The sequence below is a fragment of the Paraburkholderia xenovorans LB400 genome, from assembly GCF_000013645.1.
Lineage (GTDB): Bacteria > Pseudomonadota > Gammaproteobacteria > Burkholderiales > Burkholderiaceae > Paraburkholderia > Paraburkholderia xenovorans.
On sequence record NC_007951.1, the window covers coordinates 2627715 to 2651116 of the forward strand.

Genomic DNA, 23402 nt, shown 5'->3' on the forward strand with positions numbered 1-23402 from the left:
CCCGAGCGGGCCCGATGGATGGCGCAGCGCATCACCGTTTCCGGCTACTTCACGTTGAACGCGTAGTCGCCGTGGGTGCGATGTCCATCCGACGCCACGGCCACCCAATGCACCGTATAGCGGCCCGCCGCGAGCGGCGGCAACGGCACGGCGATCAGCGCCGGTTGATGCTCGTCGACCGCGGCTTTCTGCGCGTTGACCTGCTTGCCGCTCGCGTCGGTCACCGTCAGCGAACTGAACGCCGCCTCCAGCGGCCCGTCGAAAATCACCCGCACCTGTGCGGGCGAGGCCACCGTCGCGCCCGCTCCCGGCTCCTGCTTCTGCGGGAACACATGTGCGAAGGCCATGCTCGCCATTGCGAAAACGGCGAGCGACGCCGCCAGCAGTTTCGCGGCTGCGCGCATGCCGCCGCGGCAAAGGTTCCTGATCGTGTCATTCATCTTCATCGTGACTCTCCTGCTCTTACTGGAATAGAGGTTTGCCGATCGTGGCCGGCGCGACATCGTCGAAGAAGATATGCGCCTGAACCAGAATGCCCACGTGCGAGCCGCTCGCGCGATTGATCGGGACTTGCGCTTCCACGCCGAACTGCCCATAGCGGTTGATCCAGATAAAGCCCGGATTGACCGTGCCGGTGGTCTGCCCCTGGCTGCGCGACAACGGAATCTCGACCAGTGGAATCAGATTCGCGAACGGCTGCGGCAGACCGACGTCGCGCACATGCTGCTGCAGATACGGCAAGCTGTATTGCACCGTGAAGCCGTAGTTGAACGCGTTCGGCTGTCCCGCGCCGGTGGTCAGCGCGGGTCCCGCTTCGCCCGTGATCGCGAGCGGACGCAGATACGCCAGCGAGTCGGGCAGATCGCCCATGCCCTTGCCGGCGTATACGGTCGGCGAGATCGTCGAGAAGTTGTCGGCGATCGCGCGGCTGCCCGTGCCGCCGAGCTCGGCATCCACGCCGATCGAGGTCATGAACTCGTGCGCGTCGTTGACGTACAGCAGGTACTTCAGGCCCACGCCGAAGTTGTCGAAGCCGCGCGCCCGCGGGTTGTTCTGCATCGCATAGGTGCCGTCCACGGACACGGCGAGACGCGGCGTGATCAGTTTGTCGTACTCGAAGTCGAAGGTGTTGATGCTCTGGTCGCCGTTGTCGCCCGGCACGCGTTGATGGCCGAACTGGAGGTTGGCTTCGTCGCCGACGCCGGGGTCGTCCACGGCCATCGTCGACGGGAAGATGCGATTGCCCGCAATCGCGTGGGCACTGACGGGCGAAGGCGCACACAACAGTGCGCCGGCGGCGGCCGCGGCAAGCGACGCCGCGCGCAGCGGTGTCCCGCTGCGCGTTGTCTGGGTAAGCATGATTGATCCTGTTTCATGGGTCGTGACAAGGCTGGCGCGCACAGTCGCGAGGGACGTGCGTCGGCAGCCGCGATGCACTCGATGCATCGCGCGTGATGACTCGTCGAATCAGGATGCGAACGGCGGGGCGCGGGGCTGCGCGAAGGTGAGCGGTTCGACGCGGCGCACGCTCTCGAAGCGGGTCGCGGCGGTGTGCTGCAAAGCACGGACGGTGACGACGAACAGCGCTTCGACGCTCGGCACGACGGGCATGTGGGCGAGCAGGCTGCAATAGCCGCAGGCGTCGCCGTCGGACATGGCGGTGTGCCGGGTGTGATCGCTGCCTCGCTGACCGGACGTAGCGGATGCGACCGATGACGCGTCCGGCGCGTCGTCCTGCATCGCGCTCATTGAAGGCATCGAATCCATCGAGTCCATCGAGCCCGTGGACGCCATCGACGGCATATCGCAATGCTCGCCTGACATGGCGCTTTCATCGCTGCGGGCGGCGAGCGTATGCGAGATCGTGGGAGCGAGCGTGGCCATCAGGATCGCGAACAATCCCAGCCAACTGCCGATCTTCCGATAGAAACGACTCACGATGCGCCCGGCGACACGATGGAAAGCTGTCGCGGATTATGCCACGGCAACCCGCGCAGTCGGCTTGCCATTGCCGCTCTCCCGGCAGCCCTGTTTGCATCGTCCGCATCGCCTGCATCGCTCCACATCGAAAACTTTGCCCGCGCCCGGTCGGTCAATAGAGCAAACTGCCGACGGCAAACGCGCCACGGACAGTGGACAATGCGATCATCCCGGCTCCCGGCACGGAGTATCCATGAAAGCGCAGCGCCCGCGTCCCCCGCACTTCAACGGCGAACAGCCGCATGCCGAGTGGCGCGATCACACGTTGCCTTATATCGCCGTGGCCGTGGTGATCGTGCTCGTGGTCACGCTGGCCGTCTGGCTGATCGATCCGGCGCCGCCCAGAACGATCACCATGAGCGCCGGTCCGCACGAAAGCTCGTTTCTCGTCGCCGCGGAGCAGTACCGGAAAATCCTTGCCCGCAACGGCATTACGCTGAACGTGCTGGAGTCCGACGGCTCCGTGCAGAACCTGCACCGTCTGCTGGACCCGAAGCAGCATGTCGACATTGCCTTCGTGCAGGGCGGCGTGGCCGACGGCCTCAACACTGCGTCGCTGATGTCGCTCGGCAGCGTCTTCTATATTCCGGTGGTGGTGTTCTATCGCGGCGCGGGCCTGAACCAGCTTTCGCAACTGGAAGGCAAACGGATCGCGGTGGGCCGCGAAGGCAGCGGCACGCGGCTGCTGGCGCTCAAACTGCTGGATGCCAACGGGATCGAGCCGGGCGGCAACACGGCACTGGTGCCGAGCGACGGCTTGCAGGCCGCCACCCAGCTCGTGGCGGGCGAAGTGGACGCGGCGATCCTGAGCGGCGACTCCGCGACCCGTGGCCTGATGCTGCGCCTGCTCAAGGTGCCGGGCGTGTCGGTCATGAACTTCGCCGAAGCGAGCGCCTATACGCGCCTCTTTCCCTATCTGGACGAAATCGACCTGCCGGTCGGCGTGCTGGATCTGAAGCGCACCATTCCGCCCGAAACGGTGCATCTGATCAGCCCGACGGTCGAACTGGTGGCCCGCAACACGCTGCATCCGGCCATTTCCGACCTGCTGATCGAAGCGGCGCAGGAAGTGCACGGCATGCCGGGGTTATTGCAGCGCGCGGGGCAATTTCCGAGTCCGGTCGCGCGTGAATATCAGATCAGCGAGGACGCGCAGCGCTACTACAGGACGGGCAAGAGCTTTCTCTACCGCACGCTGCCGTTCTGGCTGGCGAGCATCGGCGACCGCACGCTGGTTCTGCTGCTGCCGGTGGCCGTGCTGCTGTTTCCGGCCATGCGCCTGATTCCGGCGCTGTACCGCTGGCGGGTGCGCTCACGCATCTATCGCTATTATGGTTCGCTGATTGCGATCGAACGCGGCGCGCTCGCCGATTCGACCGACGAGGAGCGCAAGCGGCTCTTCGCGGAACTGGATCAGATCGAGGATTCGTTGAACCGGCTGCGCATGCCGCTCGCTTACGCCGACGCGTTCTATGTACTGCGCGAACACGTCGGCTTCGTGCGCAGCCGGCTAGCGGCTGCGTCGCGGCAAGGCAGCCACCCCTAGGCGGGGTGGCGGGTTGTTATGCTTCGCGGGTGGCCGGCGCGCTGAGCGGTTCAGCGGTGGCCTCGTGAGCCGTTCCCTGCGCGGAATCGGGGGCATTTTCCTGCGCGGGGTCCCGGGCGGTTTCTTGCGCGGGTTGATGTGCGCTGTCCTGAGCAGTTGCCTGCGCCGGTTGATGTGCGCTGTCCTGAGCAGTCGCCTGCGCCGGTTGATGTGCGGCTTGCTGACCACCCGGCGCATTCTCCGCCCCGCCAGCGGCTTGCGCGCCGCCTTCCGTGGCTGCTCCGGCGGTTGCGGTTGCGCTCGCGTTCCCCGTGCCGGACGCCGCCTTCGGCGCGCCCTTGCCGGCCCGATGCGCCTGCAGACGCTGCGCGCCGGCGGCTTCCTGCGCCGTGACCTTGCCCGCCTCGGCGCCCGTCAGGTCGACGCGCGCCGCGCCTTCCACCAGACTTTTCCAGTAGCGGCTGCCACGGCACCATGTCTTGATCGCGTCGCGCAATTCGGCTTCGCTCAACGACAGGTCCTTCGCATGCGCGACGAGATCTTCAAAAATACCGACCTTCAGCGGCAGCTTGGGCGCCGGATTCTTGGGGAAAGCAATGGGGAAGCGTTTCTGCAGCCGCCCGATCGACTTCACCACCGGATCCACCGGTTTCGCCTCCACCGCCGGCTTCGCGCCGGATTCGGCGGCGGGCGCGGCACGGCGCGGCGGCGCGGGCTTGCGGGCAGGCCTCGCGCCCGGCTTGGACGCGTCCTTGGCAGCCGGCCTGGCGTCCTTCGAAGCAGGCTTGGCGCCGGACCTGGCGGCGGGCGCAGCCTCGCCTCGGGCCGCGGCCAATTGCTTCTTCAGTTCAGCGAGTTGTTCGAAACCCATAGCGCACAATCGATCGAGAAAGACGAGATTGTAGCAGCGTAAGGAGACACGCTCGCGACGATGCCGCAAGGCACGCCGCGCCGGCCGGCGCGATGGCCCGGCGCGCTGCGGTTAGACTCGGGGTTTTCCGCTCTCCACGGCCACTTCCGGCGTTTCATGGACCTCAGGCAAATTCAGTATTTCATTGCACTTTTCGAAGACGGTTCCGTCACGCGGGCGGCAAAACGGCTCAATATCGTGCAACCCGCGCTCAGCATGCAGATTGCAAAGCTCGAAACCGAATTGCGCCAGCAGCTCTTCGAGCGCGGGCCGCACGGCATGACGCCGACCGACGCGGCGCGCCAGATGTACCGCCTCTATACGCCGATCATGCGCGACATCGACCGGGCCCGCGACCAGTTGAGCCGCCAGGATGCGATCGTCACGGGGCGTGTGTCGCTCGGCATGGTGTCGTCGGAGGCGGAAAGCGTGCTGCCGGAGTCGCTCGCCAGGTTCAACGCGCTGTTCCCGCAGGTGGAAGTGTCGGTCGCCGACGGCTTCAGCGCGCAGCTGATCGACGCGGTCGAGGCGGGCCGGCTGGATGCGGCCGTCATCAACAAGCCGCGCGGGCGCCTCGCGCTCGACGTGGTGCCGCTGCTCGACGAGGAAATGGTGCTGGTGACGAGCGCCGCGCTCGGCCCCGAGCTGCCGCCCGCCATCGATCTCACGACGCTGACCGGCATCGAGCTGGTGCTGCCCACGCGCCGCAACGGCCTGCGCGGCGTGCTGGACGCCGCGCTGCTGGCGGCGGACGTGGTCATCAAGCCGAAGTTCGAAATCGACCTGCTGAACACCATCGTGCAGTTCGTCGAGCAGAGCGCCGTCGCGACGATCCTGCCGCGCGTGGTGGTGCAGCGCAAAGTGGACGAAGGCGTGCTGCGCGCGCGCACCATCGCCGCGCCGCCGATCGTGCGGCACATCATCCTCGTGAGCCATCCCAAGCGGCCGATCGGGCCCGCGGCGCGCGCGCTGATCGACATCATCGGCGAAGAGATCCGGCGCGTGACGACGGGCACGCCCGCCGCGTGAAACGGTGAAACGCGCCGCAAGCCGCTTGCCCGCGAACTAGACCGCGTCGCGCGCCGCGACCTGATCGAGTCTGCCGCGCGTTTCCGGCACGATGAACGCGCCGGTCAGGAAGATCACGCTGATCGCACCGACGAAGATGGCCAGCGTCACCGGCAATTCGCTCGCGTCTTTCGCCACCAGCGAGACGGCAGTCGGCATCATGCCGCCGATCGCAAAGCCGATGTTCCATGAAAGCCCCGTGCCGGTCGCGCGAATCGCGGTCGGAAACCGTTCGTTCAGGAAGATCAGGATCGGCGCGTAGCCCGCGCTGCCGAGCGCGCTGAGAATCACCGCGTAGACGCCGATCATCGTGATGCTCTGCGCCGTGGGCAGCAGCAGGAAGAGCGCGGGCAACGCGAACAGGCGAATCACCCCGAGCCAGATGAAAGCGCTTCTGCGCCCGATGAAGGTGCTCAGATGCCCCGCCGCGACCGAGGCGATCACCACCGCCACGCTGCAGATCAGCAGAATCGCCGCCGCGGCGCCGTTCGGCGCGTGGCTCACCACCTTGAGGAAGGTCGGCAGATAGCCGGAGGTCAGGTAATAGCCGCTACCGCCGCCGATGGTGAGCAGCAGGTTGACCAGAAGGATCGAGCGATAGTCGCTGGAAAACAGCGTGCGCAGCGGCGAGCGCGCCACTTCGACCGGCGCGTCGAGCTTTTGCGCGGCGGCCTTGGCGGCCTTCTCGGCGGCGAGCTTTTTCCACAGCGGCGATTCCTCGAGACTGCTGAAAACGAACAGCCCGAGCACCGAGCTGATGATGCCGGTGAAGAACATGCAGCGCCAGCCCCACACCTCGAACGCCGCGCCGGGGAATAGCGCCGACATCGCCAGATACGTGAGCGAGGCGATCAACGCGCCGAGCCCCGCTCCGCCTCCGCCGATCAGCCCCGACACCGCGCCGCGATATTTCGGCGCGACCGATTCGGTGCCGATGGTATGCGTGGACGCCACTACTCCGCCGACAAACACGCCCTGCACCAGCCGCAGCACCAGAAACAGGATCGGCGCAACCAGCCCGACCTGCGCGACGGTCGGCAGCACGCCGAACGCCGCCGTGGAAAGGCCCACGCCGACCACGGCGATGATCATCGCGCCCTTGCGGCCGTGGCGGTCCGCATAGGAGCCGAACCAGGCGGAGCCGAGCGGGCGCATCAGCAAGGTCACGGCAAACGACGCATAGACCGCGGCGAGCGACAGCATGGCGTGCTCGGACGGGAAGAACAGCCGCCCGACCACCGGCGCGACGAACAGCAATACGAACAGATCGAACAGATCCAGTGCCCAACCGAGGCACGAGGCCGCGACCGCACCCATCACCTGCCGCTGGTCGACCGCGGGCAAGGCGGCGCCATTTTGCGCTGCTACGGACATTGTCATCTCCTTGACTATTGGCGGGCCGTCTTTCGACCGTGCCCGTTTTCGAGGCACGTTCTTTTCGCGTGCTCTTCTGGTGGTTATCTGGCGTCGGCGGCCGCCCGCCGGGCGGCGCTCGCGCTAGCTGCCGCGGAACACCGGCTTGCGTTTGCCGTGAAAGGCCTCGACGCCTTCGCGGAAATCGTCGGACGTGCGCAGACGGCTATAGCAGTGCCCTTCGAGTTCGATCGCGATCGACAACGGCGCGTCTTCGGTGTCGTTGAGGAGCTTTTTCGCGGTGCGCTGGGCAAGCGGCGAGAACGCGCGCAGTTCGTCCACCAGCGCGTCGGTCGTCGCTTCGAGTTCGGCGTCGGCCACGCATTCGACCGCGATGCCCCACTCGTAGGCCTGCTTGCCCGGAATGCGGCGCGAGCGCATCACGATGTCCTTGGTGCGGCCGATGCCGACCATCTGCTGCAAGCGCGCCGAGCCGCCCGAGCCCGGAATCTGCCCGAGTTTCTGTTCCGGCAGCGCGTAGAAGGTGGTGTCGGTGGCAATGCGGAAATCGCACGCGAGCGACAGTTCGAAGCCCACCCCGAAGCAGAAGCCGCGATTGGCGGCGATCACCGGCTTCGAGCAGCGCGCGGGCGCGGCGATATTCCAGGCGAGCTTCGACACATGTTCCGGCGACGCTTCGAGAAAGCCCTTGATGTCGCCGCCGCTCGAAAAGTGCTCGCCCTGGGCGCGCACCACGATCACGCGCACGCGCGGGTCGTCGTCGAGTGCTTCGAAGGCGGCGCGCAACTGGTCGCGTGCATGCATCGAAATCACGTTCAGCGGCGGCCGGTGCAGGATGATGTCGGCCCGCTCGCGCGCGGCGTCGATCTCGATGGAAAAGCCGTCGAGATCCTGCAGCAGGCTCTGGCCGTGATGGCGCAGGTCGGTCGAGAGTTGCGTCATGGAGTTACTCCTTGGTGGTTTCGGTGTGGTTTGCATGGGATTCGCCGCGCCGGTCGGGCTCGTATTCGCCGGCTGAGAGCTTGCGGCGCAAAATCTTGCCGACCGGCGATTTCGGTATGTCGTCGACGAACACGTATTCGCGCGGACGCTTGAAGTTGACGAGGTTCGACGTGCGGCAATACGCGTCGAGCGTGTCGGCGTCCACATACTCCCGGCGCTTGACGAAGGCGACCACGCGCTGGCCCCAGCGCTCGTCCTTCACGCCGGCCACCGCGACCTCGTCGACGGCGGGATGCAGCGACAGCACCGACTCGATATCGACCGGTGAAATGTTCTCGCCGCCGCTGATGATCATGTCGTCGACGCGGCCCGACACGTACAGGTCGCCTTGCGCGTCGAAGAAACCGGTATCGCCCGTGAAGTACCAGCCGTCGCGCAACGATTTCGCGTTCGCGTCGGGACGGTTCCAGTAGCCTTCGAAGGCTTCGTCGCCGAGCAGATCGGCGATGATCTGCCCTTCTTCTCCGGCTTGCGCCAGATCCTCGGGCGTGTGGGCTTCGAGCCTGACCACGCGCAGGCGCGTGTTGATGCCCGCGCGCCCCGCGCTGCCCGGCTTCTTCGTGGCGTCCTGGTCGATGCTGAAGGTGTAGACCTCGGACGAGCCGTAGTGATTGACGAACAGCTCCGGTTCGAACGCGGCCGAGAGGCGCTTGAGCAAACCGTCGTTCATCGGCGCGCCGGCAAAGCCGAGCTTTTTCACCGTCGAGGTATCCGTCGACGCGAAGGCCGCGTCGGCGAGCAGATCGTGATACAGCGTCGGCACCAGATAGAGGCAGGTGAGCTTGTGCTGCGCGATCGCATCGAGTGCGAAGCGCGCATTCCAGCGGCGCACGCAGACGAACAGGCCGTCCACCAGCGCCATCGAGAGCAGCGAGCGCACGCCCATCGTGTGATAGAGCGGCATCACGCCGAGCGTGCGCTCGCCGTGGCCGTACAGATTCTGCGCAACGTGTGCGAGCGCGGCGGCGCGTTCGTGGCGGTGGCGGCGCGGCACGCCCTTGGCCTTGCCGGTGGTGCCCGAGGTGTAGAGAATCAGCGAGTAGTCGTCGGCATTCGCGCAGGTGCGCCCGGCGTTCGGCGCCTCGGGCTCGCCCCGCGCCATGAGCGTGTCGAAGTTCGCGGTGCGGCCTTGCGCGTCGTCGAGACCGACCCGCGGCAGACCTTGCGCCGCGACACTTTGCGCGACGGCTTCCGCGCAAACCGGCTCGTATACGATGGCCTTCACGCCCGCATCGGTCACGCAGTATTCGAGCTCCTCCGGTTTCGCGCGCCAGTTCAACGGCACGATCACCACGCCCGCGAACTGGCAGGCCCAATGCAGGGTCGCCATTTCCCAGCGGTTTTGCAGCACCACCAGCAGGCGGTCGCCCTGCGCGAGGCCCAGAGCGCGCAGACCTTCGGCGACCTTCACGATGAGCCGGTGCCACTGCGCGTAAGTCAGCGCCAGTTCGCCGTCCACCAGCGCCAGCGCATTGGGGCTGCGTTCCACGCTTTGCAGAAAGGTTCGGCCGAGGTCAAGCATGAGCGGCCTCCACGGTCTCGCCGGCCGCGTTGCCTTGTCTGCGCCGCGCCGCCACGTCGAGCACCGCGGCGACGATCGGCGTATAGCCCGTACAGCGGCACAGATGGCCGGAGAGCATGTCGCGCACCTGCGCTTCGCTCGGATCCGGCACGCGCCGCAGATAGTCCGCGCACGACATCAGGATGCCGGCCGTGCAGAACCCGCACTGCAGCGCATGATGACGCTGGAACGCCTGCTGCAGATCGCCCAGCTGCATGTCGGGCGCGAGTCCCTCCACGGTGTCGATGCGGCGTCCCTGCGCCTGCACCGCGAGCATCAGGCACGAGCGTCCCGCCACGCCGTCCACGTGCACCGTGCACGCGCCGCACACGCCGTGCTCGCAGCCGACGTGGGTGCCGGTCGCGCCCAGCTCGTGACGGATGAAATCCGACAGCAGTTCGCGCGGCTCGCAATAGCCGCTGCATTCACGGCCATTGAGCGTCAGCGTGACGCGCTGCTGCTCGCCCTGCCGCATGACGTGCACGACGTTGCCGTTCGATGTGTTGCTCACTTCGCCTCCTCGATCACGCGCCATCCGAGTTGCCGGACCAGATGCCGGCGATAGGTCGCGCTGATATGCGCGTCGTCCTGCGCGCCCAGCTTCCAGCTCAAATCGTTCAATGCGCTGCGCAGATCCTCGTCACGCAAACGCGGCCACTGCTCGACCACCGGCCGGTCCGCCACACCGCCCACCGCGAGGCGGATCGAATCGTCCGTCACCACGGCCGCGCAGGCCACCATCGCGAAGTCGCCGTGGCGCGCGGAGAATTCCGTGAAGCCGTAGCGCTCGCCTGGCCGCTTGAGCGGAAAGCGTACGGCTTCGACCAGTTCGTCCGGCTCGCGCGCGGTCATCAACATGCCCTGAAAAAATTCGCCGGCGGGCAGCACACGGTGCTTCTTCTGCGAGCGCAGCATCACGTCGCCGCCGAGCGCCGCCAGCACCAGCGGCAGTTCCGCGCTCGGGTCGGCATGCGCCACCGAGCCGCACACCGTGCCGCGATTGCGAATCTGGAAGTGCGAGATATGCGGGAACGCCATTGCCAGCAACGGCACTTCGTCGCGCAGCGATTCGCGCCACTCCACGCTGCCTTGCGTCGCCGCCGCGCCCACCACCAGCAGGCTGGCTTTGTGATCGACGCGCACCGAGTTCAACTCCTCGGTGCGCGAGATGTCGATCAGCATGCGCGGTTGCGCGAGGCGCATGTTCAACACCGCCATCAGCGACTGGCCGCCCGCCAGCACGCGCGCGTCTTCGGCGTTGTGCGCGAGGGCGTCGAGCGCATGCTGCGTGGTCATGGCGCGCAGATAATCGAACGGCGCGGGTTTCATGCCTGTCTCCTGAAACGGGCCAGGAGGCGCGAGAACCACGAGCCGCCCGCGTGAACCGGTTTGCCCGCCGCCTGGCGGCCCAGCGATTCGAACAGTTGCCGCAACACGACCCTGGCCGCGCCTTCGAGCATGCGTCCGCCCACCGCCGCGACCTTGCCCGACACCTGGGCTTCGTAGTCGTACGAAAGACGTGTGCCGTTTTCGATCGGTGTCAGTTCGACCAGGCCGCTGCCGCGCGCGCTGCCGAGCGACGACATGCCAGCTCCTGCCAAACGCAGCCGATGCGGCGCGTCGATTTCCGACAAGCCGATCTTCGCTTCGAAGCGCGCCTTGATCATGCCGACACCCACTGTCACGTCGGCGCGATACTGGTTCGTGCCTTCGGCTTCGAGCGCATGGCAACCGGGAATCACTCTGGCGAGCGCGGCCGGATCGAGCAGCACGGCAAAGATCGCTTCCGGCGACGCCGGCAGATCGACGCTGCCCTGCGCGGTGAGCGCCTTGCCGCCGCCCGGCATCGCCGGTTTGGCCGCGGGCGCTTCACGCAGCTCGGGACGCGACGGCGGCGGGTCGTCCATGCCCACGAGCGCCATCACTTTCGAAGGCGTCAGCGGCAAGCGGATATCGGCGACGCCGAGCGCGTCCGCCACTGCATTCGCGATGCAAGGCGGCGTGCTCATGTTGTTGCCCTCGCCGAGTCCTTTCGCGCCCAACGGCGTGAAGGGCGACGGCGTTTGCAGATGCACGATCACCGGATCGGGCACTTCGCAGGTGGTCGGCATCAGATAGTCGGCGAGCGTGCCGGACTGGAAGCTGCCGTCCGCGCCGTAGCGGAATTCCTCCATCAACGCCGCCCCGAGTCCTTGCGCGAAGGCGCCGCGAATCTGGCCGTCGGCGAGCGCGGGATTGAGCAGCGTGCCGGCGTCGTGCGCGCTCACGTAGCGGTCGATCCGCACGCGGCCGGTGGCGCGATCCACTTCGATCCCGCACATGTCGAACACAAAACCGTAAGCCGCCGATGTGTTGATGCGATCGTTCCCGTCCGGCGCGGCCATGTTCGGCGGATTCCAGAACACCGTCTCGCGCAGGCCCGGCTCTTCGCCTTCGGGCAACAACGCGGGCGCCCAATGCGGCGCATTGGCGGCGACGCGGCCGAACGGCTGCGCGCGATCCTCGGCGCCCTTTGCATAGATGCGGCCTGCTTCGAAACAGACATCTTCCGGCGCGCAGCCCAACTGCTTCGACACGATGCGCGCGATCTTGTCGCGCACGCGCACGGCGGCCAGATGCACCGTGCCCGCCACCGCGCCGGCAAAGCGGCTCGAATAATTGCCCGCCGCCACCGACCACGCGTCCTTGTGCGTATCGAATTCGACATTGACCACCACGTCCTGCGGCGCGACACCGAGCACATCCGCAACCACCTGCCCGCACACCGTCATATGCCCCTGGCCCGCGGGCGTCGACGCAATCGTCACCACCACGCCGCCGAGCAGATCGACGCTCACCGTCGCGCTCGCAATCGCGCCGCTCTTCGGTCCGGCTTTCCTGCGCGCCTCGGCGGGCATCACGGTCGTGATGTAGCCCATGTTCGATACGGACGGTTCGACGATCGCCGCGAAGCCGATGCCGTACAGCCGCCCTTCCTGGCGCGCCGCCTCGCGGCGCGCCAGCAGTTCGGCATAGCCGCCTTCGTCCAGCGCGCGGCGCAGCGCTTCCTGATAGTTGCCGGAATCGAGCAGCGCACCCGCTGCGGCGCGATACGGGAACGCGTCGGCGGCGACGAAATTGCGGCGGTACACGTCGAGCACATCGAGTTGCAGTTCGAGCGCGATACGCTGGATCAGCCGTTCGAGCGCGAAGTACACCTGCGGTCCGCCAAAGCCGCGCACCAGACCCGTCGGCGTCTTGTTGGTCAGCACGACGCGATTGCGCACCAGCAGATTGTCGATCGCGTACGCGCCGGTCAGGCAGCCATGCATGCGATAGAACGTGGCGGGTTCCGGCGCGCGCAGGTAGCCGCCGCAATCTTCGAGTTGATCGTAGGCGAGCGCCGTAATGCGGCCGTCGCTTTCCACGGCCGCTTCGAGCGTCGAGACGCGCGCGGTCGCGGAGGTCGCCGCGCTCAGATGTTCGAGCCGGTCCTCGACCCATTTCACCGGCGCGCCGGCCTTGCGGGACGCGAGGCACATCAGCACGACATACGGAAACACCGCCTGCTTCACGCCGAAGCTGCCGCCCGAATCGCGCGGCGCCTTGTGGCGCAGACGGTTGGCGGGCACGTTCAGCGCCATCGCCATCACCGCGTGCAGCGAGAACGGGCCCATGAAATTCGACGTGACGTCGTAGCCTTCATCGCCCGCCAGATACTCCGCGATCACCACGCCGCATTCGATCGGCGCGCAGCTGTTGCGCGGATAATGCGCGACCAGTTTCACGCGATGCGGCGCCTTCGCGAACGCGGCTTCCGGCTCGCCGTAGCGGAAGTGCCGGTCGCTGATCACGTTGCTGCCCACTTTCTCGTGCAAGACCGGCGACTGGTCGCTCGCCGCCTGTTCGATCGACGTGACCGGATCGAGTGTCGCGTACTCCACCTTGAGCAGATCGAGCGCGTCTTCGGCGATGGCGCGCGATTGCGCCAGCACCACTGCCACCGGTTCGCCCACGTAGCGCACGCGGTCAATCGCCAGCGCCCACTGTTCCATCGGCGATTTCACGCCGACCACGAAGGGCCGCGACCAGGCGCGCAGGTCGTCGCGTGTCAGGATCGCGCGCACACCGGGCAGTTTCGCGGCGGCGTCCGTGTCGATCGACACCAGCTCCGCATGCGCGTGCGGCGAGCGCAGGATCGCGGCGTGCAGCGTGCCGGGCCGCACGCCGATATCGTCGCCGTAACGGCCGCGGCCGGTGAGAATCGCGGGATCTTCCAGACGTTGCATCGGGCGGCCAAGATGCCGCTGCGGGCGTTTTTCCAACTCCGTGTCGCGTTCCTGCGTCGCGGCGTCGCCTGCATGGAGCATGTCGCGTTGATTCATTGGTCGACTCCCGCACGGCGCTCACCGAATTCATCGGCGAGTCCGCTCCAGCGTTGCGCGATCTCGCGATGCTCGATACCGAACAGATCGAGAATGCGCCCCACGGTGTGATCGACCACGTCCTCGATGGTCCTGGGGTGCACGTAGAACGCGGGCACCGGCGGCATGACGATCGCGCCCATTTCGGTGGCGAGCGTCATATTGCGCAGATGCGCGAGGTTGAGCGGCGTTTCGCGCGCGACCAGCACGAGCCGGCGGCGCTCCTTGAGCATCACGTCGGCGGCGCGCGTGAGCAGGTTGTCGGCGAAACCGTTGGCCACGCCGGCGAGCGTCTTCATCGAGCACGGCGCGATCACCATGCCCGCCGTGATGAACGAACCGCTCGCCACGGCCGCGCCGATGTCGCGCACGTTGTAGACCACATCGGCCACGCGCTCCAGGTCGCCGCGCGTGATGCCGAGTTCCTGGGCCGCCGTGAGCGCGCCGGAGGCCGATACGATCAGATGCGTTTCGTGCGTGCCGAGGCGCCGCAACGCGGCGAGCAGACGCACGCCGATCATCGCGCCGCTCGCGCCGGAAAGGCCCACCACGATGCGCTCGCGCGTCTGCCCACGCTTGTGCTCATGTTCGTGCTCATGTTCCTGCTCAGCCATGAGCGCCATCCAGATACGCGTCGAACGCGGTGTTGTCCGCAGCGACGAGCGCGTCCAGGTCCACCGTGTCCTGCCCCGGAATCCGCACGCGCGTGAACACGTGCGACGCGTACACCACCGGCCGCGTGGCATCGAGGCCCATCTTCGCGCTCACGCCCTGCAGATGCGGCGGCGCGTCTTCCGGCTGGCCGACGGTGGTCGACGGATCGAGCGGCGAGCCTTGCGCGCCTTCGATCACCACCAGGTCGCGGTCGGCCTGAAAGCGCGTGGCGACGGCCCATTCGATTTCGGCCGGATCGTGCACGTCCACGTCGGTATCCACCACGACCACCTGCTTGATGTCGTAGTGCGCGCCGAACGCGCACAGAATCACGTTCTTCGCTTCGCCCTCGCGCTTCTTGTCGAACTGCACCCACAGGTGATAGCGGCACACGCCGCCCACGGACAGATGCACGTCCTTCACGCCGGGATGGCTGCGTTGCAGGTGCGCGAGCAAGCTCGCCTCGCGCGGAATCGCGCCGAGCAGCAGATGCTCCATTTCCGCCGGCACGATCGTATGAAAGATCGGCTTCTCGCGATGCGTCACTGCGGTGACTTCGATCACTTCGCGCGCTTCCCGAGCGCTGTAGTACTTCGGAAATTCGCCGAACGGACCTTCCGGTTCACGCACGTTGGGCAGGATGCGGCCTTCTATCACGATTTCGGCGAAGGCCGGCACGTTCACGCCGTGGCTCACGCATCTGACCACCGGCAGCGGCGCGCCGTGCAGCGCGCCGGCGATTTCCAGTTCGTCGGAATCGATCGGGGAAATGGCTTGCGAGGCGAGCATCGTCAACGGATCGACGCCGATGGCAATCGCGACGTCGAGCGCCTCGCCCGCCTCTTCAGCAGTCTTCTGAAACGCGTGCAGGTGACGCGGCAACAGCAGGATCGCCATGCGGTCGGGCCCATGCACCTGAATGCGGTTGATGGAAACGTTCTGCACGCCGGTACGCGGATTGCGCGCAATCACGAGGCCCGCGGTAAGGTACGGGCCATTGTCGTGTTCGCTATGGGTCGGAATCGGCAGCAGTGCGTGCAGGTCGATGCCGCTGGTATGCACGACCTGCTGGCAGGCCGCCTCGGCACGCGGGATTTCCTGCGAGGCAAGCGGCTGCCCGGCCGCGTCGCGAAAGCGCGCCAGCAGATCGGCCTCGGCTACGCCCATCGCTTCCGCGATCCAGGCGCGGCGCGACATGAACCCGCTGACCACCGGCACGTCGTGACCGCCCGGCTGCGTGAAGAACGCGGCTTGCGTGCCGTCCAGGCGCCTGGCGATCGCGGCGAGTTCGTGTTCGAGCGCCACCGGCCGGTCGATCGTGGCGACCCGGCCCGTGCGCGCCAGATGCGCCAGCCAGTCGCGCAGCGTGAGCGCGCCGGACGGACGGCTCCATGCCAGGTGGAAAGTGCCGTGCGATGCGGCATCGCGAGTGTTCATCCACGTCTCCATCAATGCCTGGCTTGAGGTCCGGAGCAGACCGCCAGTCGATGACGAAAGCGTAACGAGATCGGCTTATAACTTCTAATATTGATTATTGATGCTTCGAATCATTCCTGATGATATGCGTGTTAGCCCCAATGACAGCCTTTTGTAGGCAGGATACCAATAGCTATTGCACGAGTTTTTGCACGAGTTACTGCACGAGGCGGCGGTGCTGCCGGCGCACCGGCGCGCCGCGCCGAAGCGTTCGTGACGTGCGGTTCAGGCCTTCATCTGATACGGCGCGGCATGCTCATTACGTTTGCTGATGTTTTATTGATTCCCACATGGACCTCAGGCAAATCCAGTATTTCATCGCGCTTTTCGAAGACGGTTCGGTCACGCGGGCAGCGAAACGCCTGAACATCGTGCAACCCGCGCTCAGCATGCAGATCGCCAAACTCGAGGACGAACTGCACCAGCAGCTATTCGAGCGCAACGCTCACGGCATGGCGCCGACGGCGGCCGGCCGGCTCATGTACCGGCTCTTTCTGCCGATCATGCGCGACCTCGCGCACGCGCGCCAGCAACTCGTGCAGCGCGACGAAGTGGTGACCGGCCATGTGTCGATCGGGCTGATTGCCTCGGTAACGGAGAGCGTGCTGGCCGATGCGCTGTCACGCTTTCACGCGCGCTATCCGCATGTGGAGGTGACCGTGGCGGACGGCTACAGCGCGACATTCATCGACTGGGTGGCGGGCGGGCAACTCGACGCGGCCCTGATCAACAAGCCGCGCGCGCGCCTTTCGCTCGACTCGCAGCCCCTGCTCGACGAGGAAATGGTGCTGGTGACGAGCGCCACGCACGGCCCGGAACTGCCGCATGCCATCGAACTCGCGCAACTGCCCGAACTGGAACTGGTGCTGCCGACCAAGCGCCACGGCTTGCGCGGCGTGCTCGATACGGCTGCGCAGCATGAAGACGTGCTGCTCGCGCCGCGCTTCGAGATCGACGTGTTGAGCACGATCGTGAAACTGGTGGAAAGCACGCACTTTGCGACCATCCTGCCGCGCATCGCCGTGCAGCGCGCGGTGCGCCAGGGCACCCTGCGTGCCTATCCGATTCTCGCGCCGCGCATTGTGCGGCATATCGTGTGCGTGAGCCATCCGCGGCGCCCGTTGAGCGCGGCGGCGGATGCACTGGTGTCGATCATCGCCGACGAATTGCGGCAGGTGTCGAGCGAGTCGGAGCTGGATGCGACCGTGACGGGCTCATCCGCCGATGCGCCGGGTGAATCGCGCTCAGCGGCTGTTTCCAGAGAACGTTCTGCGTGAACGGCGGGTGTTTACGATCGCAAAGAAGATGGGCCAAAACTTTTCATATCATTCGGATACCCAGGCAGTTCTTGGCCGGTCGGGTTCCTCTTCAGGGAGCCAGCACGTCGCCAAATCCACCGACCCGCACGCCCGCCAGGCGAATCGCCATCGCGACCCTGGCCGATAGAAGCGCTTGCAGTTCCGCTTCGTGCCGGTAATTCCGCATGCCGTCGCTCAACGCCCGCTCCCCCGCCACTGCGGGATGGCAATAAATCTCCCCCACCCCGTGCGGCAGATCGGTGAGCGCCGCAAGCCACGCCGTTTCATCCATCCGCCCGCTATCGGCGATTCCGACCACGTAATCGTTATGCGCGATGCCGGCGCGATCCAGACGCGCCTTGACCTGCGCGATCCACGGCCGCAACCACAGCGGCGCATTCGCTTCGAACGGCAGGCGCATGGCCTTCATCCCATACTCGCGGCCGATGTCCAGAATCAGTCCGAGCACCGTCGGATGCAAATGAAAATGCTTGTGCGTGTTGACGTGATCGAGCGTCAGACCGGTTTTTGCAAACGCCTCGAACTGCGCGCGAATCTCACGCGCGAGCTGCTTGCGCACATGCGGCAAGCAGAGAAACCGCACGCCGTCCCACACCATGTTGTTGCCGAAGCGGCCCTGTTCGTCGACGAGCGCGGCAACCCGTTCGCGCGGCGCGGTCGCGGCGCCGTCGGCCAGCACCAGATGCAGGCCGACCCGCAGTTGCGGCAAAGCGCGGGCGCGTGTCACCGCGTCGGCGGCGGCCGGCGCACCGGTCATCAGACTCGCGGCGGTCAGCACGCCGTCGCGATGCGCGCGCTCGACCGCCTCGTTGACTCGCGCGTGCAGGCCGAAATCGTCGGCGGTCACGATCAGTCCGCGTGGCTTAGCCGCCATCGGATGTTTCCATGACATCCATTACGTTCAGCGCGCCCTTGCGCGCCGCCGTCGGCGTGGAACCGCCGACAGGCACGCGTGCGCCGCGCCACACCACATGTGAGCCGAACGCACCGGCCAGCCACTGCAACGCCAGCAACGTATCGCGCAACGGCACCAGCGGCAGATCACGCCAGAAGGTGCGCTCATGGCGCGTGGCGCGCAGATGCAGCAGCAGGCGGGCCACCAGCCCGGTTGCCGTGCCGGTTGCGCTCGTGAGCGCGGCGCACGCGTGGAGCGCGTCGGATGCGCTCGCTGCGAGGCCCGCGGTGAGCCAGGCGCCGGTCAACAGCCACGGCGTGGGGAACGTGATGAAGAGGAACGCGAAGCCAAGCGGATTCACCGAGCGGATCGTGCGCAGCCAGCGCGTTTCGCGCTGCCATAACGCGTGAAACGTCGGCTCGATCACGTCGGTGGCGACCATCACGCGCGACAGCACGGTTTGCAGCCCGAGCGCGCGCACGTGTTCGGCCAGCCAGTAATCGTCCGCGAGACAATTTTTCAGCGCCTCGAAACCGCCGATGCGCTCGAGCGTGGCGCGCCGCAACGCGAGCGTCGCACCGAAGCCGAAGCGGCGCGAACCGGCCGCGTGCGCGACGCGCACCGACGGCGCGAACCATTCGTTGATGAAAAGCGCGCCCACGCGCGGCCAGAAGCCGCCGACGCCTTGCGCCACGTAAAGACACGTGACCACGCCCACGCGTGGATCCGCGAGCGGCGCGGCCACGCTGTCGAGATAATCGGATTCGACGGCGATGTCGCTATCGGCGATCACGATCACGTCATGGCGGGCCCGCTCCGCCATGTTGATCAGGTTGCTGACCTTGAGGTTGCTGCCGTGTACGCGCGTGTCGATCGCGAGTTCGATGTCGTGCGCCGGATAGGCCGCCTGCAAACGGCGCACCACGGCAATGGCCGGATCGTCGGGCGACGATACGCCGAGCACGAGCTGGAAATATCCATGACGCTGTTCGCAGAAGGTTCGCAGATTTTCGTAGAGACGCGGCTCGGCGCCGCATAGCGGCTTGAGTACGCTAACGCCGACAGATGCGAACGGATACGGCGCGGACGAGGCGCGCGGCGCGTCCTGAGCGGGACCGCCCGCCACGCTGCGGCGCGACGCATAAAACGGCATTGCGACCGCCGCCAGCATCGCGTAAAGCGACGCGCCCGCGCAGCCGGCTAGAAGAACCCACTGGCATGCCGTCAGTACGTGTGCCGCCATTGTCCGGTTCCGTCAACGCTCAGCCAGCACGAACGGCCTACCCGTCAGGCGCAGATGAAGAATCACGAGCCGGCGCCGCGGGCAGTTCGAGGCAATCGCGAAAGGCCGCGCGGGCCGGCCGGCGCTCGTGACGTAATGCCCGTGGAGCGCGAGTTCGAAGGCGGCATGCGCGAACTGGCGCGTCACGATCACGCCGCTGACGATCACCGCAATGGCCAGCAACCGGAACGGTGTGGAGCTGAGGGCGTGCTGGGAAACCGGCAACAGCAGCAGACCGAGGCACACGAGCACCTCGGCGCCCATAGCCGTGAGCGAAGCCACCAACAGGTGGGCGCGCAGCATCTCGACGGTGACTGGCTTCATGAGTGGGTCTCGTGGCCCGACGAAATGCGCGGCGCCGTGTATCGGCGCGACTTGCCGGCCGGGAAATTCACCGGCCGTCCATCTCATCGATGTGCTGACGATCGAACTGCAATGACATGGCAACAGGGCCGAAGCCGCATGCCCGCAATCACGCTGCGGCAGCGACCTGTTGAGGGGCGATAGTAGCGAGTCAAGCTGAAGGAAACCTTAAGGAATAAGGCGTATAAAGCGGGTTATGAACAGCATGGTTAAACTTCGGGTTGCGCTTGGGCGCCTGCCTGAATATGCCGGCCGCCATGCAATAAAACATCGAATGGAATGAACGGACTCATGCGCGTACTCCTCGTAGAAGACGACGATCTGATCGGCTGCGGTGTCGAAGCGGGACTGCGTCAAGCCGGCTTCACGGTCGACTGGACCCGCGACGGCCATAAGGCCGGGCTCGCGCTCGACACCACCGTCTACGCACTGGTGGTGCTCGATCTCGGCTTGCCCCGCGTATCGGGCATGGAACTGCTCAAACGGGTGCGCGATTCGGGTAAGGACGTGCCGGTGCTGGTGCTGACCGCGCGGGGCACGGTGGCCGACCGTGTCGGCGGCCTCGAAGCGGGCGCTGACGACTACCTCGGCAAGCCCTTCGATCTGACCGAGCTGATCGCCCGTTGCCGGGCCTTGTTGCGCCGCGCGCAGGGCCGCAGCGTCGAGCAGATCCGCTATCTGGACCTGACGGTCAACCCGGCCGCGCAAACCGTCGACGTAGGCACGAGGCGCGTGCCGCTCACCTCGCGAGAATGGGCGATCCTGCTGCAGTTGCTGACCAATCAGGGGATTCCGCAATCGCGCTCGCGTCTGGAAGAAAGCCTGTACGGCTGGCAGGAGGAAATCGAGAGCAACGCGATCGAGGTGCATGTGTCCAATCTGCGCAAAAAGCTCGGCGCGAAGCTGATCAAGACGGTGCGCAATATCGGCTACGTAGTGGAGAAAGCATGATGGGCGCGTCGATTCGCCGGCGCCTCGTGCTGCTGGTGCTCGCCAGCATCGTGCTGATGTGGGGCATCGCGCTCGTGTCCAGCTATCGTCAGGCCACGCGCGAAGTCGGCGAGTGGGAAGATGCGCGGCTCGCCGAACTCGCGCAGATTCTCGCCCTGCTCGATCAGCGCAATCTGGTCACGCTCGCCAATGCGCGGATCGACGTGCGCGAGGAAGAACGCGGCGGCGAGCCCGGCGCCAACGACAGCGACGACGACGACTCGCTGCCGCGCGACGCGCTGTTCCAGGTGCGCGGCCCGGGCGGCGAAGTGCTGGCCGGCAGCCCGCAGTTGCGCGACCTCAACGCATGGGATCTGCCCGTGCCGGCCGCAAGCGGCGCGCGCGACATCACGCTCGGCGGCCAGATGTATCACTCGTTCACCTTGCGCAACACCCTGCTCGGCCACACCGTGCGCGTCTTCGAACTGGCCAACACGCGCAGCGACCTGGTGAGCGGCGTCGCGAGCCGGATCGCCCGCCCCACGCTGATCGCGCTGCCCGTGCTGGCGGTGCTGGTGTGGTTCAGCATCGGCTGGAGTCTGGCGCCGCTCAGGGTACTGTCGGGCGCGATTCGCGCGCGCGACGTGAACCGGCTGGAGCCGGTCGATATCGGCCGCGCGCCGACCGAGGTGCGCCCGCTCGTCGATGCGATCAATCTGCTCCTGTCGCGTTTGCTGCACTCGCTGGAGCGCGAACGCGCGTTTACCGCCGACGCTGCCCATGAACTGAAAACGCCGCTTGCCGCGATCAAGGTGCAGGCGCAGGTGGCTCTGGCCGAAACGGACGAGGCGCGGCAGCGGCTCGCGATGGAACGCGTGGTGCAAGGCGTGGATCGCAGCGCGCGCCTCGCGGAGCAGTTGCTGCTGCTCGCGCGCCTCGACGTGCACGAAAAGATGACGACGGCGCCGCTCAAACCCGCCGTGGTCGCGAAGAACGCGCTGCTCGCCAACGAGCGCAGCGCCCAGCAGAAAAACATTCACGTCATGCTGACCGGCGACATGCGCGCCGAGATCAACGCGGAGCCTGTGCTGATCGGCATCCTGCTCGACAATCTGCTCGATAACGCGATCAAGTACGGGCGCGCCGGCGGCAGCATCGAAGTGGCGGTGCAGCACGCCGAAAACCGCGTACAGGTGACCGTGCGCGACGACGGCCCCGGCGTCGCGCCAGGCGATCTCGACCGTCTGACGAATCGCTTTTTCCGGGCGACCGGCAATCAGGCTACCGGCAGCGGGCTGGGGCTTTCGATCGTCGCGCGGATCGCGGAGCATTTCGGCGCGAGCCTGCGTCTGGGCAAAGGCATCGGCGAGCGGGGCCTGGCGGTGGAGGTATCGTTTCCCGCTTATGCGCAGGCGAGTTGAGGAGAATGCGGGAGCGCCTCGCATCGACGCATCTCGCTTGTGAGGGTGCGCTCTGTCGCGTCCACGTGCCCGATGTACTGCGAACGGTAGTGTCCTGGTGGGCCTTGCGCCGCGCGCCGTTCGTCGCTTAAGGCGAGCGCCCGAACGCTCGCTGCGGCGCCCGGTTCGACGACTCCGCGAACTGCCACGCAATCAGCCCCGGCACGAATATCACGAGATCGCGAATCCGGCGCGCGCCGGCCAGCGCGAGACAGATGGAAGGGTCGAGGCCGAGCGCGCCGCCGATCAGAATGAAGCCGCCCTCCTGCACGCCCAGACCACCCGGCACGAAGAACGCCGCGCTGCTGATCGCCTGGATCAGCGATTCGATCACCACCGCTTCGACGAGCGTGACGTGCACGCCGAGAAAATACAGCGCCAGCCAGATTTCCAGCGACGTGAGAAAGCACTGCAGCGGTTGCCAGAAAAACAGATAGCGCAGCACCACGCCACGCCGCCGCCAGATCAGCTTGATGGCCTGATCGATCTGCGCCGACTGGCCGACCAGCGCGGCGAGCTTGCCGCTCGTCATGTGATTGAGCGCGCGCGTGATGCGTTCGAACGGACTCGCATGCTGCACGAGCGCGAACAGCACGAAGAGCGGCGTAAGCACCACCACGCCCCAGGCCAGTTGCCCGGCAAGCCGCAGCGTGCCGGAATGCGCATGCGCGAACAGAAAGCCGATGCCGACCATCGTGAAGAGCAACTGGCTGATCACCGTGAGCTGCATGTCGACGACGATGCTGCCCACCGCCGTGGAGGGTCGCACGCCCCAGCGCCGCAGCATGCGGAACGACACCACTTCGCCGCCGATGCGCGCCACCGGCAGCATGCTGTTGACCGATTCGCGCACCCACGCGAGATGCAGCATGTTGAGGACGCCGGGACGGTTCGCGCCGCGAATCAGCGAACGCCAGTCGTAGGCATTGGCGAGCATGGGGAGCACGTGTGCGAGCGCCGCCAGCAGCAGCCCCGCGCCGGCCGCGCGCAGTGCACCGAGCACGGCGCCGGGATTGTCGTGCCAGACGAGCCAGAGCGACACCAGCAGGCCGGCTAGCGCGGCCACGCGGCCGAGATGCTTCATCACGCGGCCACCTCGTGCGCGCGCTTGCGGCGCGTTGCGCCGCGTATAACAGCTGCTTCGAAAAAACGATCCATCATGCCGATCCAGGCTGCCCT

The 23402-nt window shown here is 66.5% G+C and carries 21 protein-coding genes; 5 read left to right on the forward strand and 16 right to left on the reverse strand.

The genetic code is table 11. The annotated features are described in order from the left end of the window. Positions 1 to 44 precede the first annotated feature (44 nt). The 3 genes from BXE_RS11630 to BXE_RS11640 form a co-directional block, all read right to left on the reverse strand. Positions 45 to 440, reverse strand: coding sequence for a copper resistance CopC family protein (locus BXE_RS11630; RefSeq protein ID WP_038458801.1), 396 nt, complete (start codon positions 438 to 440; stop codon positions 45 to 47). Positions 441 to 462: 22 nt separating this feature from the next. Next, positions 463 to 1359 (reverse strand): hypothetical protein, encoded by an 897-nt coding sequence (locus tag BXE_RS11635; RefSeq protein WP_011488496.1) that lies wholly within the window; start codon positions 1357 to 1359, stop codon positions 463 to 465. A 108-nt stretch (positions 1360 to 1467) separates the two neighbouring features. Beyond that, positions 1468 to 1938: a DUF2946 domain-containing protein gene (locus BXE_RS11640; protein ID WP_011488497.1), complete on the reverse strand. Its 471-nt coding sequence runs from the start codon at positions 1936 to 1938 to the stop codon at positions 1468 to 1470. 235 nt (positions 1939 to 2173) lie between these two features. On the opposite strand from BXE_RS11640, the gene BXE_RS11645 reads away from it, so the two are divergent. Next, positions 2174 to 3526: a TAXI family TRAP transporter solute-binding subunit gene (locus BXE_RS11645; protein ID WP_011488498.1), complete on the forward strand. Its 1353-nt coding sequence runs from the start codon at positions 2174 to 2176 to the stop codon at positions 3524 to 3526. Positions 3527 to 3542: 16 nt separating this feature from the next. Here BXE_RS11645 and BXE_RS11650 read toward each other — a convergent pair whose 3' ends face one another. Further along, the gene (locus BXE_RS11650) at positions 3543 to 4397 is read right to left on the reverse strand and encodes a ProQ/FinO family protein (RefSeq protein ID WP_011488499.1); all 855 of its coding nucleotides are present in this window, start codon (positions 4395 to 4397) and stop codon (positions 3543 to 3545) included. 156 nt (positions 4398 to 4553) lie between these two features. Between BXE_RS11650 and BXE_RS11655 the strand changes: the two genes are divergently transcribed. After that, positions 4554 to 5465 carry a LysR family transcriptional regulator gene (locus BXE_RS11655; protein ID WP_011488500.1) on the forward strand — a complete coding sequence of 304 codons (912 nt, stop codon included), beginning with the start codon at positions 4554 to 4556 and terminating at the stop codon, positions 5463 to 5465. Positions 5466 to 5501: 36 nt separating this feature from the next. Here the strand turns inward: BXE_RS11655 and BXE_RS11660 are convergent, their stop codons facing one another. The 8 genes from BXE_RS11660 to BXE_RS11695 form a co-directional block, all read right to left on the reverse strand. Beyond that, complete coding sequence (locus BXE_RS11660; protein ID WP_011488501.1) at positions 5502 to 6878, reverse strand: MFS transporter; 1377 nt, start codon at positions 6876 to 6878, stop codon at positions 5502 to 5504. A 123-nt stretch (positions 6879 to 7001) separates the two neighbouring features. After that, entirely contained in the window at positions 7002 to 7820 is an 819-nt protein-coding gene (locus tag BXE_RS11665; protein ID WP_011488502.1) for an enoyl-CoA hydratase/isomerase family protein, read from the reverse strand. Between the two features lie 4 nt (positions 7821 to 7824). Beyond that, entirely contained in the window at positions 7825 to 9402 is a 1578-nt protein-coding gene (locus BXE_RS11670; protein WP_011488503.1) for an AMP-binding protein, read from the reverse strand. Continuing rightward, positions 9395 to 9916: a (2Fe-2S)-binding protein gene (locus BXE_RS11675; RefSeq protein ID WP_038458799.1), complete on the reverse strand. Its 522-nt coding sequence runs from the start codon at positions 9914 to 9916 to the stop codon at positions 9395 to 9397. Before BXE_RS11675 ends, BXE_RS11670 begins: the two co-directional genes overlap by 8 nt. Positions 9917 to 9948: 32 nt before the next feature. Beyond that, positions 9949 to 10770 carry an FAD binding domain-containing protein gene (locus BXE_RS11680; protein WP_011488505.1) on the reverse strand — a complete coding sequence of 274 codons (822 nt, stop codon included), beginning with the start codon at positions 10768 to 10770 and terminating at the stop codon, positions 9949 to 9951. After that, on the reverse strand, positions 10767 to 13805 hold the full coding sequence (locus BXE_RS11685; RefSeq protein ID WP_038457902.1) for a xanthine dehydrogenase family protein molybdopterin-binding subunit: 3039 nt from the start codon (positions 13803 to 13805) through the stop codon (positions 10767 to 10769). The genes BXE_RS11680 and BXE_RS11685 overlap by 4 nt, the downstream gene beginning before the upstream one ends. After that, on the reverse strand, positions 13802 to 14458 hold the full coding sequence (locus BXE_RS11690; protein ID WP_011488507.1) for a UbiX family flavin prenyltransferase: 657 nt from the start codon (positions 14456 to 14458) through the stop codon (positions 13802 to 13804). The genes BXE_RS11685 and BXE_RS11690 overlap by 4 nt, the downstream gene beginning before the upstream one ends. Then, on the reverse strand, positions 14451 to 15935 hold the full coding sequence (locus BXE_RS11695) for a UbiD family decarboxylase (RefSeq protein ID WP_011488508.1): 1485 nt from the start codon (positions 15933 to 15935) through the stop codon (positions 14451 to 14453). The genes BXE_RS11690 and BXE_RS11695 overlap by 8 nt, the downstream gene beginning before the upstream one ends. A gap of 329 nt (positions 15936 to 16264) precedes the next feature. On the opposite strand from BXE_RS11695, the gene BXE_RS11700 reads away from it, so the two are divergent. Next, positions 16265 to 17251, forward strand: a complete 987-nt coding sequence (locus BXE_RS11700; protein WP_011488509.1) for a LysR family transcriptional regulator — start codon at positions 16265 to 16267, stop codon at positions 17249 to 17251. A 91-nt stretch (positions 17252 to 17342) separates the two neighbouring features. Here BXE_RS11700 and hpnK read toward each other — a convergent pair whose 3' ends face one another. Genes hpnK through BXE_RS11715 form a run of 3 tightly spaced genes read right to left on the reverse strand, consistent with a single transcriptional unit; the run spans position 17343 to position 19794 of the window. Continuing rightward, complete coding sequence (gene hpnK / locus BXE_RS11705) at positions 17343 to 18167, reverse strand: hopanoid biosynthesis-associated protein HpnK (RefSeq protein ID WP_049782162.1); 825 nt, start codon at positions 18165 to 18167, stop codon at positions 17343 to 17345. After that, on the reverse strand, positions 18157 to 19431 hold the full coding sequence (gene hpnI, locus BXE_RS11710; protein WP_011488511.1) for a bacteriohopanetetrol glucosamine biosynthesis glycosyltransferase HpnI: 1275 nt from the start codon (positions 19429 to 19431) through the stop codon (positions 18157 to 18159). Before hpnI ends, hpnK begins: the two co-directional genes overlap by 11 nt. Before the next feature lie 12 nt (positions 19432 to 19443). Then, entirely contained in the window at positions 19444 to 19794 is a 351-nt protein-coding gene (locus BXE_RS11715) for a hypothetical protein (protein WP_038457899.1), read from the reverse strand. Between the two features lie 330 nt (positions 19795 to 20124). On the opposite strand from BXE_RS11715, the gene BXE_RS11720 reads away from it, so the two are divergent. Together BXE_RS11720 and BXE_RS11725 are read left to right on the forward strand one after the other, a co-directional pair. Further along, entirely contained in the window at positions 20125 to 20784 is a 660-nt protein-coding gene (locus BXE_RS11720; RefSeq protein WP_038458795.1) for a response regulator, read from the forward strand. After that, positions 20781 to 22184: an ATP-binding protein gene (locus BXE_RS11725; protein WP_011488514.1), complete on the forward strand. Its 1404-nt coding sequence runs from the start codon at positions 20781 to 20783 to the stop codon at positions 22182 to 22184. The genes BXE_RS11720 and BXE_RS11725 overlap by 4 nt, the downstream gene beginning before the upstream one ends. Positions 22185 to 22311: 127 nt before the next feature. On the opposite strand, the gene BXE_RS11730 is transcribed toward BXE_RS11725, so the two are convergent. Then, positions 22312 to 23307, reverse strand: a complete 996-nt coding sequence (locus BXE_RS11730; RefSeq protein WP_011488515.1) for a flippase-like domain-containing protein — start codon at positions 23305 to 23307, stop codon at positions 22312 to 22314. Between the last annotated feature and the right edge of the window lie 95 nt (positions 23308 to 23402).

Bases quoted from the DNA above. Each gene is read 5' to 3' on its own strand.
- BXE_RS11675 (WP_038458799.1), bottom strand. From the start codon at position 9,916: ATGCGGCAGGGCGAGCAGCAGCGCGTCACGCTGACGCTCAATGGCCGT.
- BXE_RS11660 (WP_011488501.1), bottom strand. From the start codon at position 6,878: ATGTCCGTAGCAGCGCAAAATGGCGCCGCCTTGCCCGCGGTCGACCAG.
- BXE_RS11725 (WP_011488514.1), top strand. From the start codon at position 20,781: ATGATGGGCGCGTCGATTCGCCGGCGCCTCGTGCTGCTGGTGCTCGCC.
- BXE_RS11665 (WP_011488502.1), bottom strand. From the start codon at position 7,820: ATGACGCAACTCTCGACCGACCTGCGCCATCACGGCCAGAGCCTGCTG.
- BXE_RS11680 (WP_011488505.1), bottom strand. From the start codon at position 10,770: ATGAAACCCGCGCCGTTCGATTATCTGCGCGCCATGACCACGCAGCAT.
- BXE_RS11730 (WP_011488515.1), bottom strand. From the start codon at position 23,307: ATGAAGCATCTCGGCCGCGTGGCCGCGCTAGCCGGCCTGCTGGTGTCG.
- BXE_RS11635 (WP_011488496.1), bottom strand. From the start codon at position 1,359: ATGCTTACCCAGACAACGCGCAGCGGGACACCGCTGCGCGCGGCGTCG.
- BXE_RS11715 (WP_038457899.1), bottom strand. From the start codon at position 19,794: ATGAAGCCAGTCACCGTCGAGATGCTGCGCGCCCACCTGTTGGTGGCT.
- BXE_RS11700 (WP_011488509.1), top strand. From the start codon at position 16,265: ATGGACCTCAGGCAAATCCAGTATTTCATCGCGCTTTTCGAAGACGGT.
- BXE_RS11695 (WP_011488508.1), bottom strand. From the start codon at position 15,935: ATGAACACTCGCGATGCCGCATCGCACGGCACTTTCCACCTGGCATGG.
- hpnK (WP_049782162.1), bottom strand. From the start codon at position 18,167: ATGGCGGCTAAGCCACGCGGACTGATCGTGACCGCCGACGATTTCGGC.
- BXE_RS11720 (WP_038458795.1), top strand. From the start codon at position 20,125: ATGCGCGTACTCCTCGTAGAAGACGACGATCTGATCGGCTGCGGTGTC.
- BXE_RS11630 (WP_038458801.1), bottom strand. From the start codon at position 440: ATGAATGACACGATCAGGAACCTTTGCCGCGGCGGCATGCGCGCAGCC.
- BXE_RS11690 (WP_011488507.1), bottom strand. From the start codon at position 14,458: ATGGCTGAGCAGGAACATGAGCACGAACATGAGCACAAGCGTGGGCAG.
- BXE_RS11645 (WP_011488498.1), top strand. From the start codon at position 2,174: ATGAAAGCGCAGCGCCCGCGTCCCCCGCACTTCAACGGCGAACAGCCG.
- BXE_RS11655 (WP_011488500.1), top strand. From the start codon at position 4,554: ATGGACCTCAGGCAAATTCAGTATTTCATTGCACTTTTCGAAGACGGT.
- BXE_RS11685 (WP_038457902.1), bottom strand. From the start codon at position 13,805: ATGAATCAACGCGACATGCTCCATGCAGGCGACGCCGCGACGCAGGAA.
- BXE_RS11670 (WP_011488503.1), bottom strand. From the start codon at position 9,402: ATGCTTGACCTCGGCCGAACCTTTCTGCAAAGCGTGGAACGCAGCCCC.
- hpnI (WP_011488511.1), bottom strand. From the start codon at position 19,431: ATGGCGGCACACGTACTGACGGCATGCCAGTGGGTTCTTCTAGCCGGC.
- BXE_RS11650 (WP_011488499.1), bottom strand. From the start codon at position 4,397: ATGGGTTTCGAACAACTCGCTGAACTGAAGAAGCAATTGGCCGCGGCC.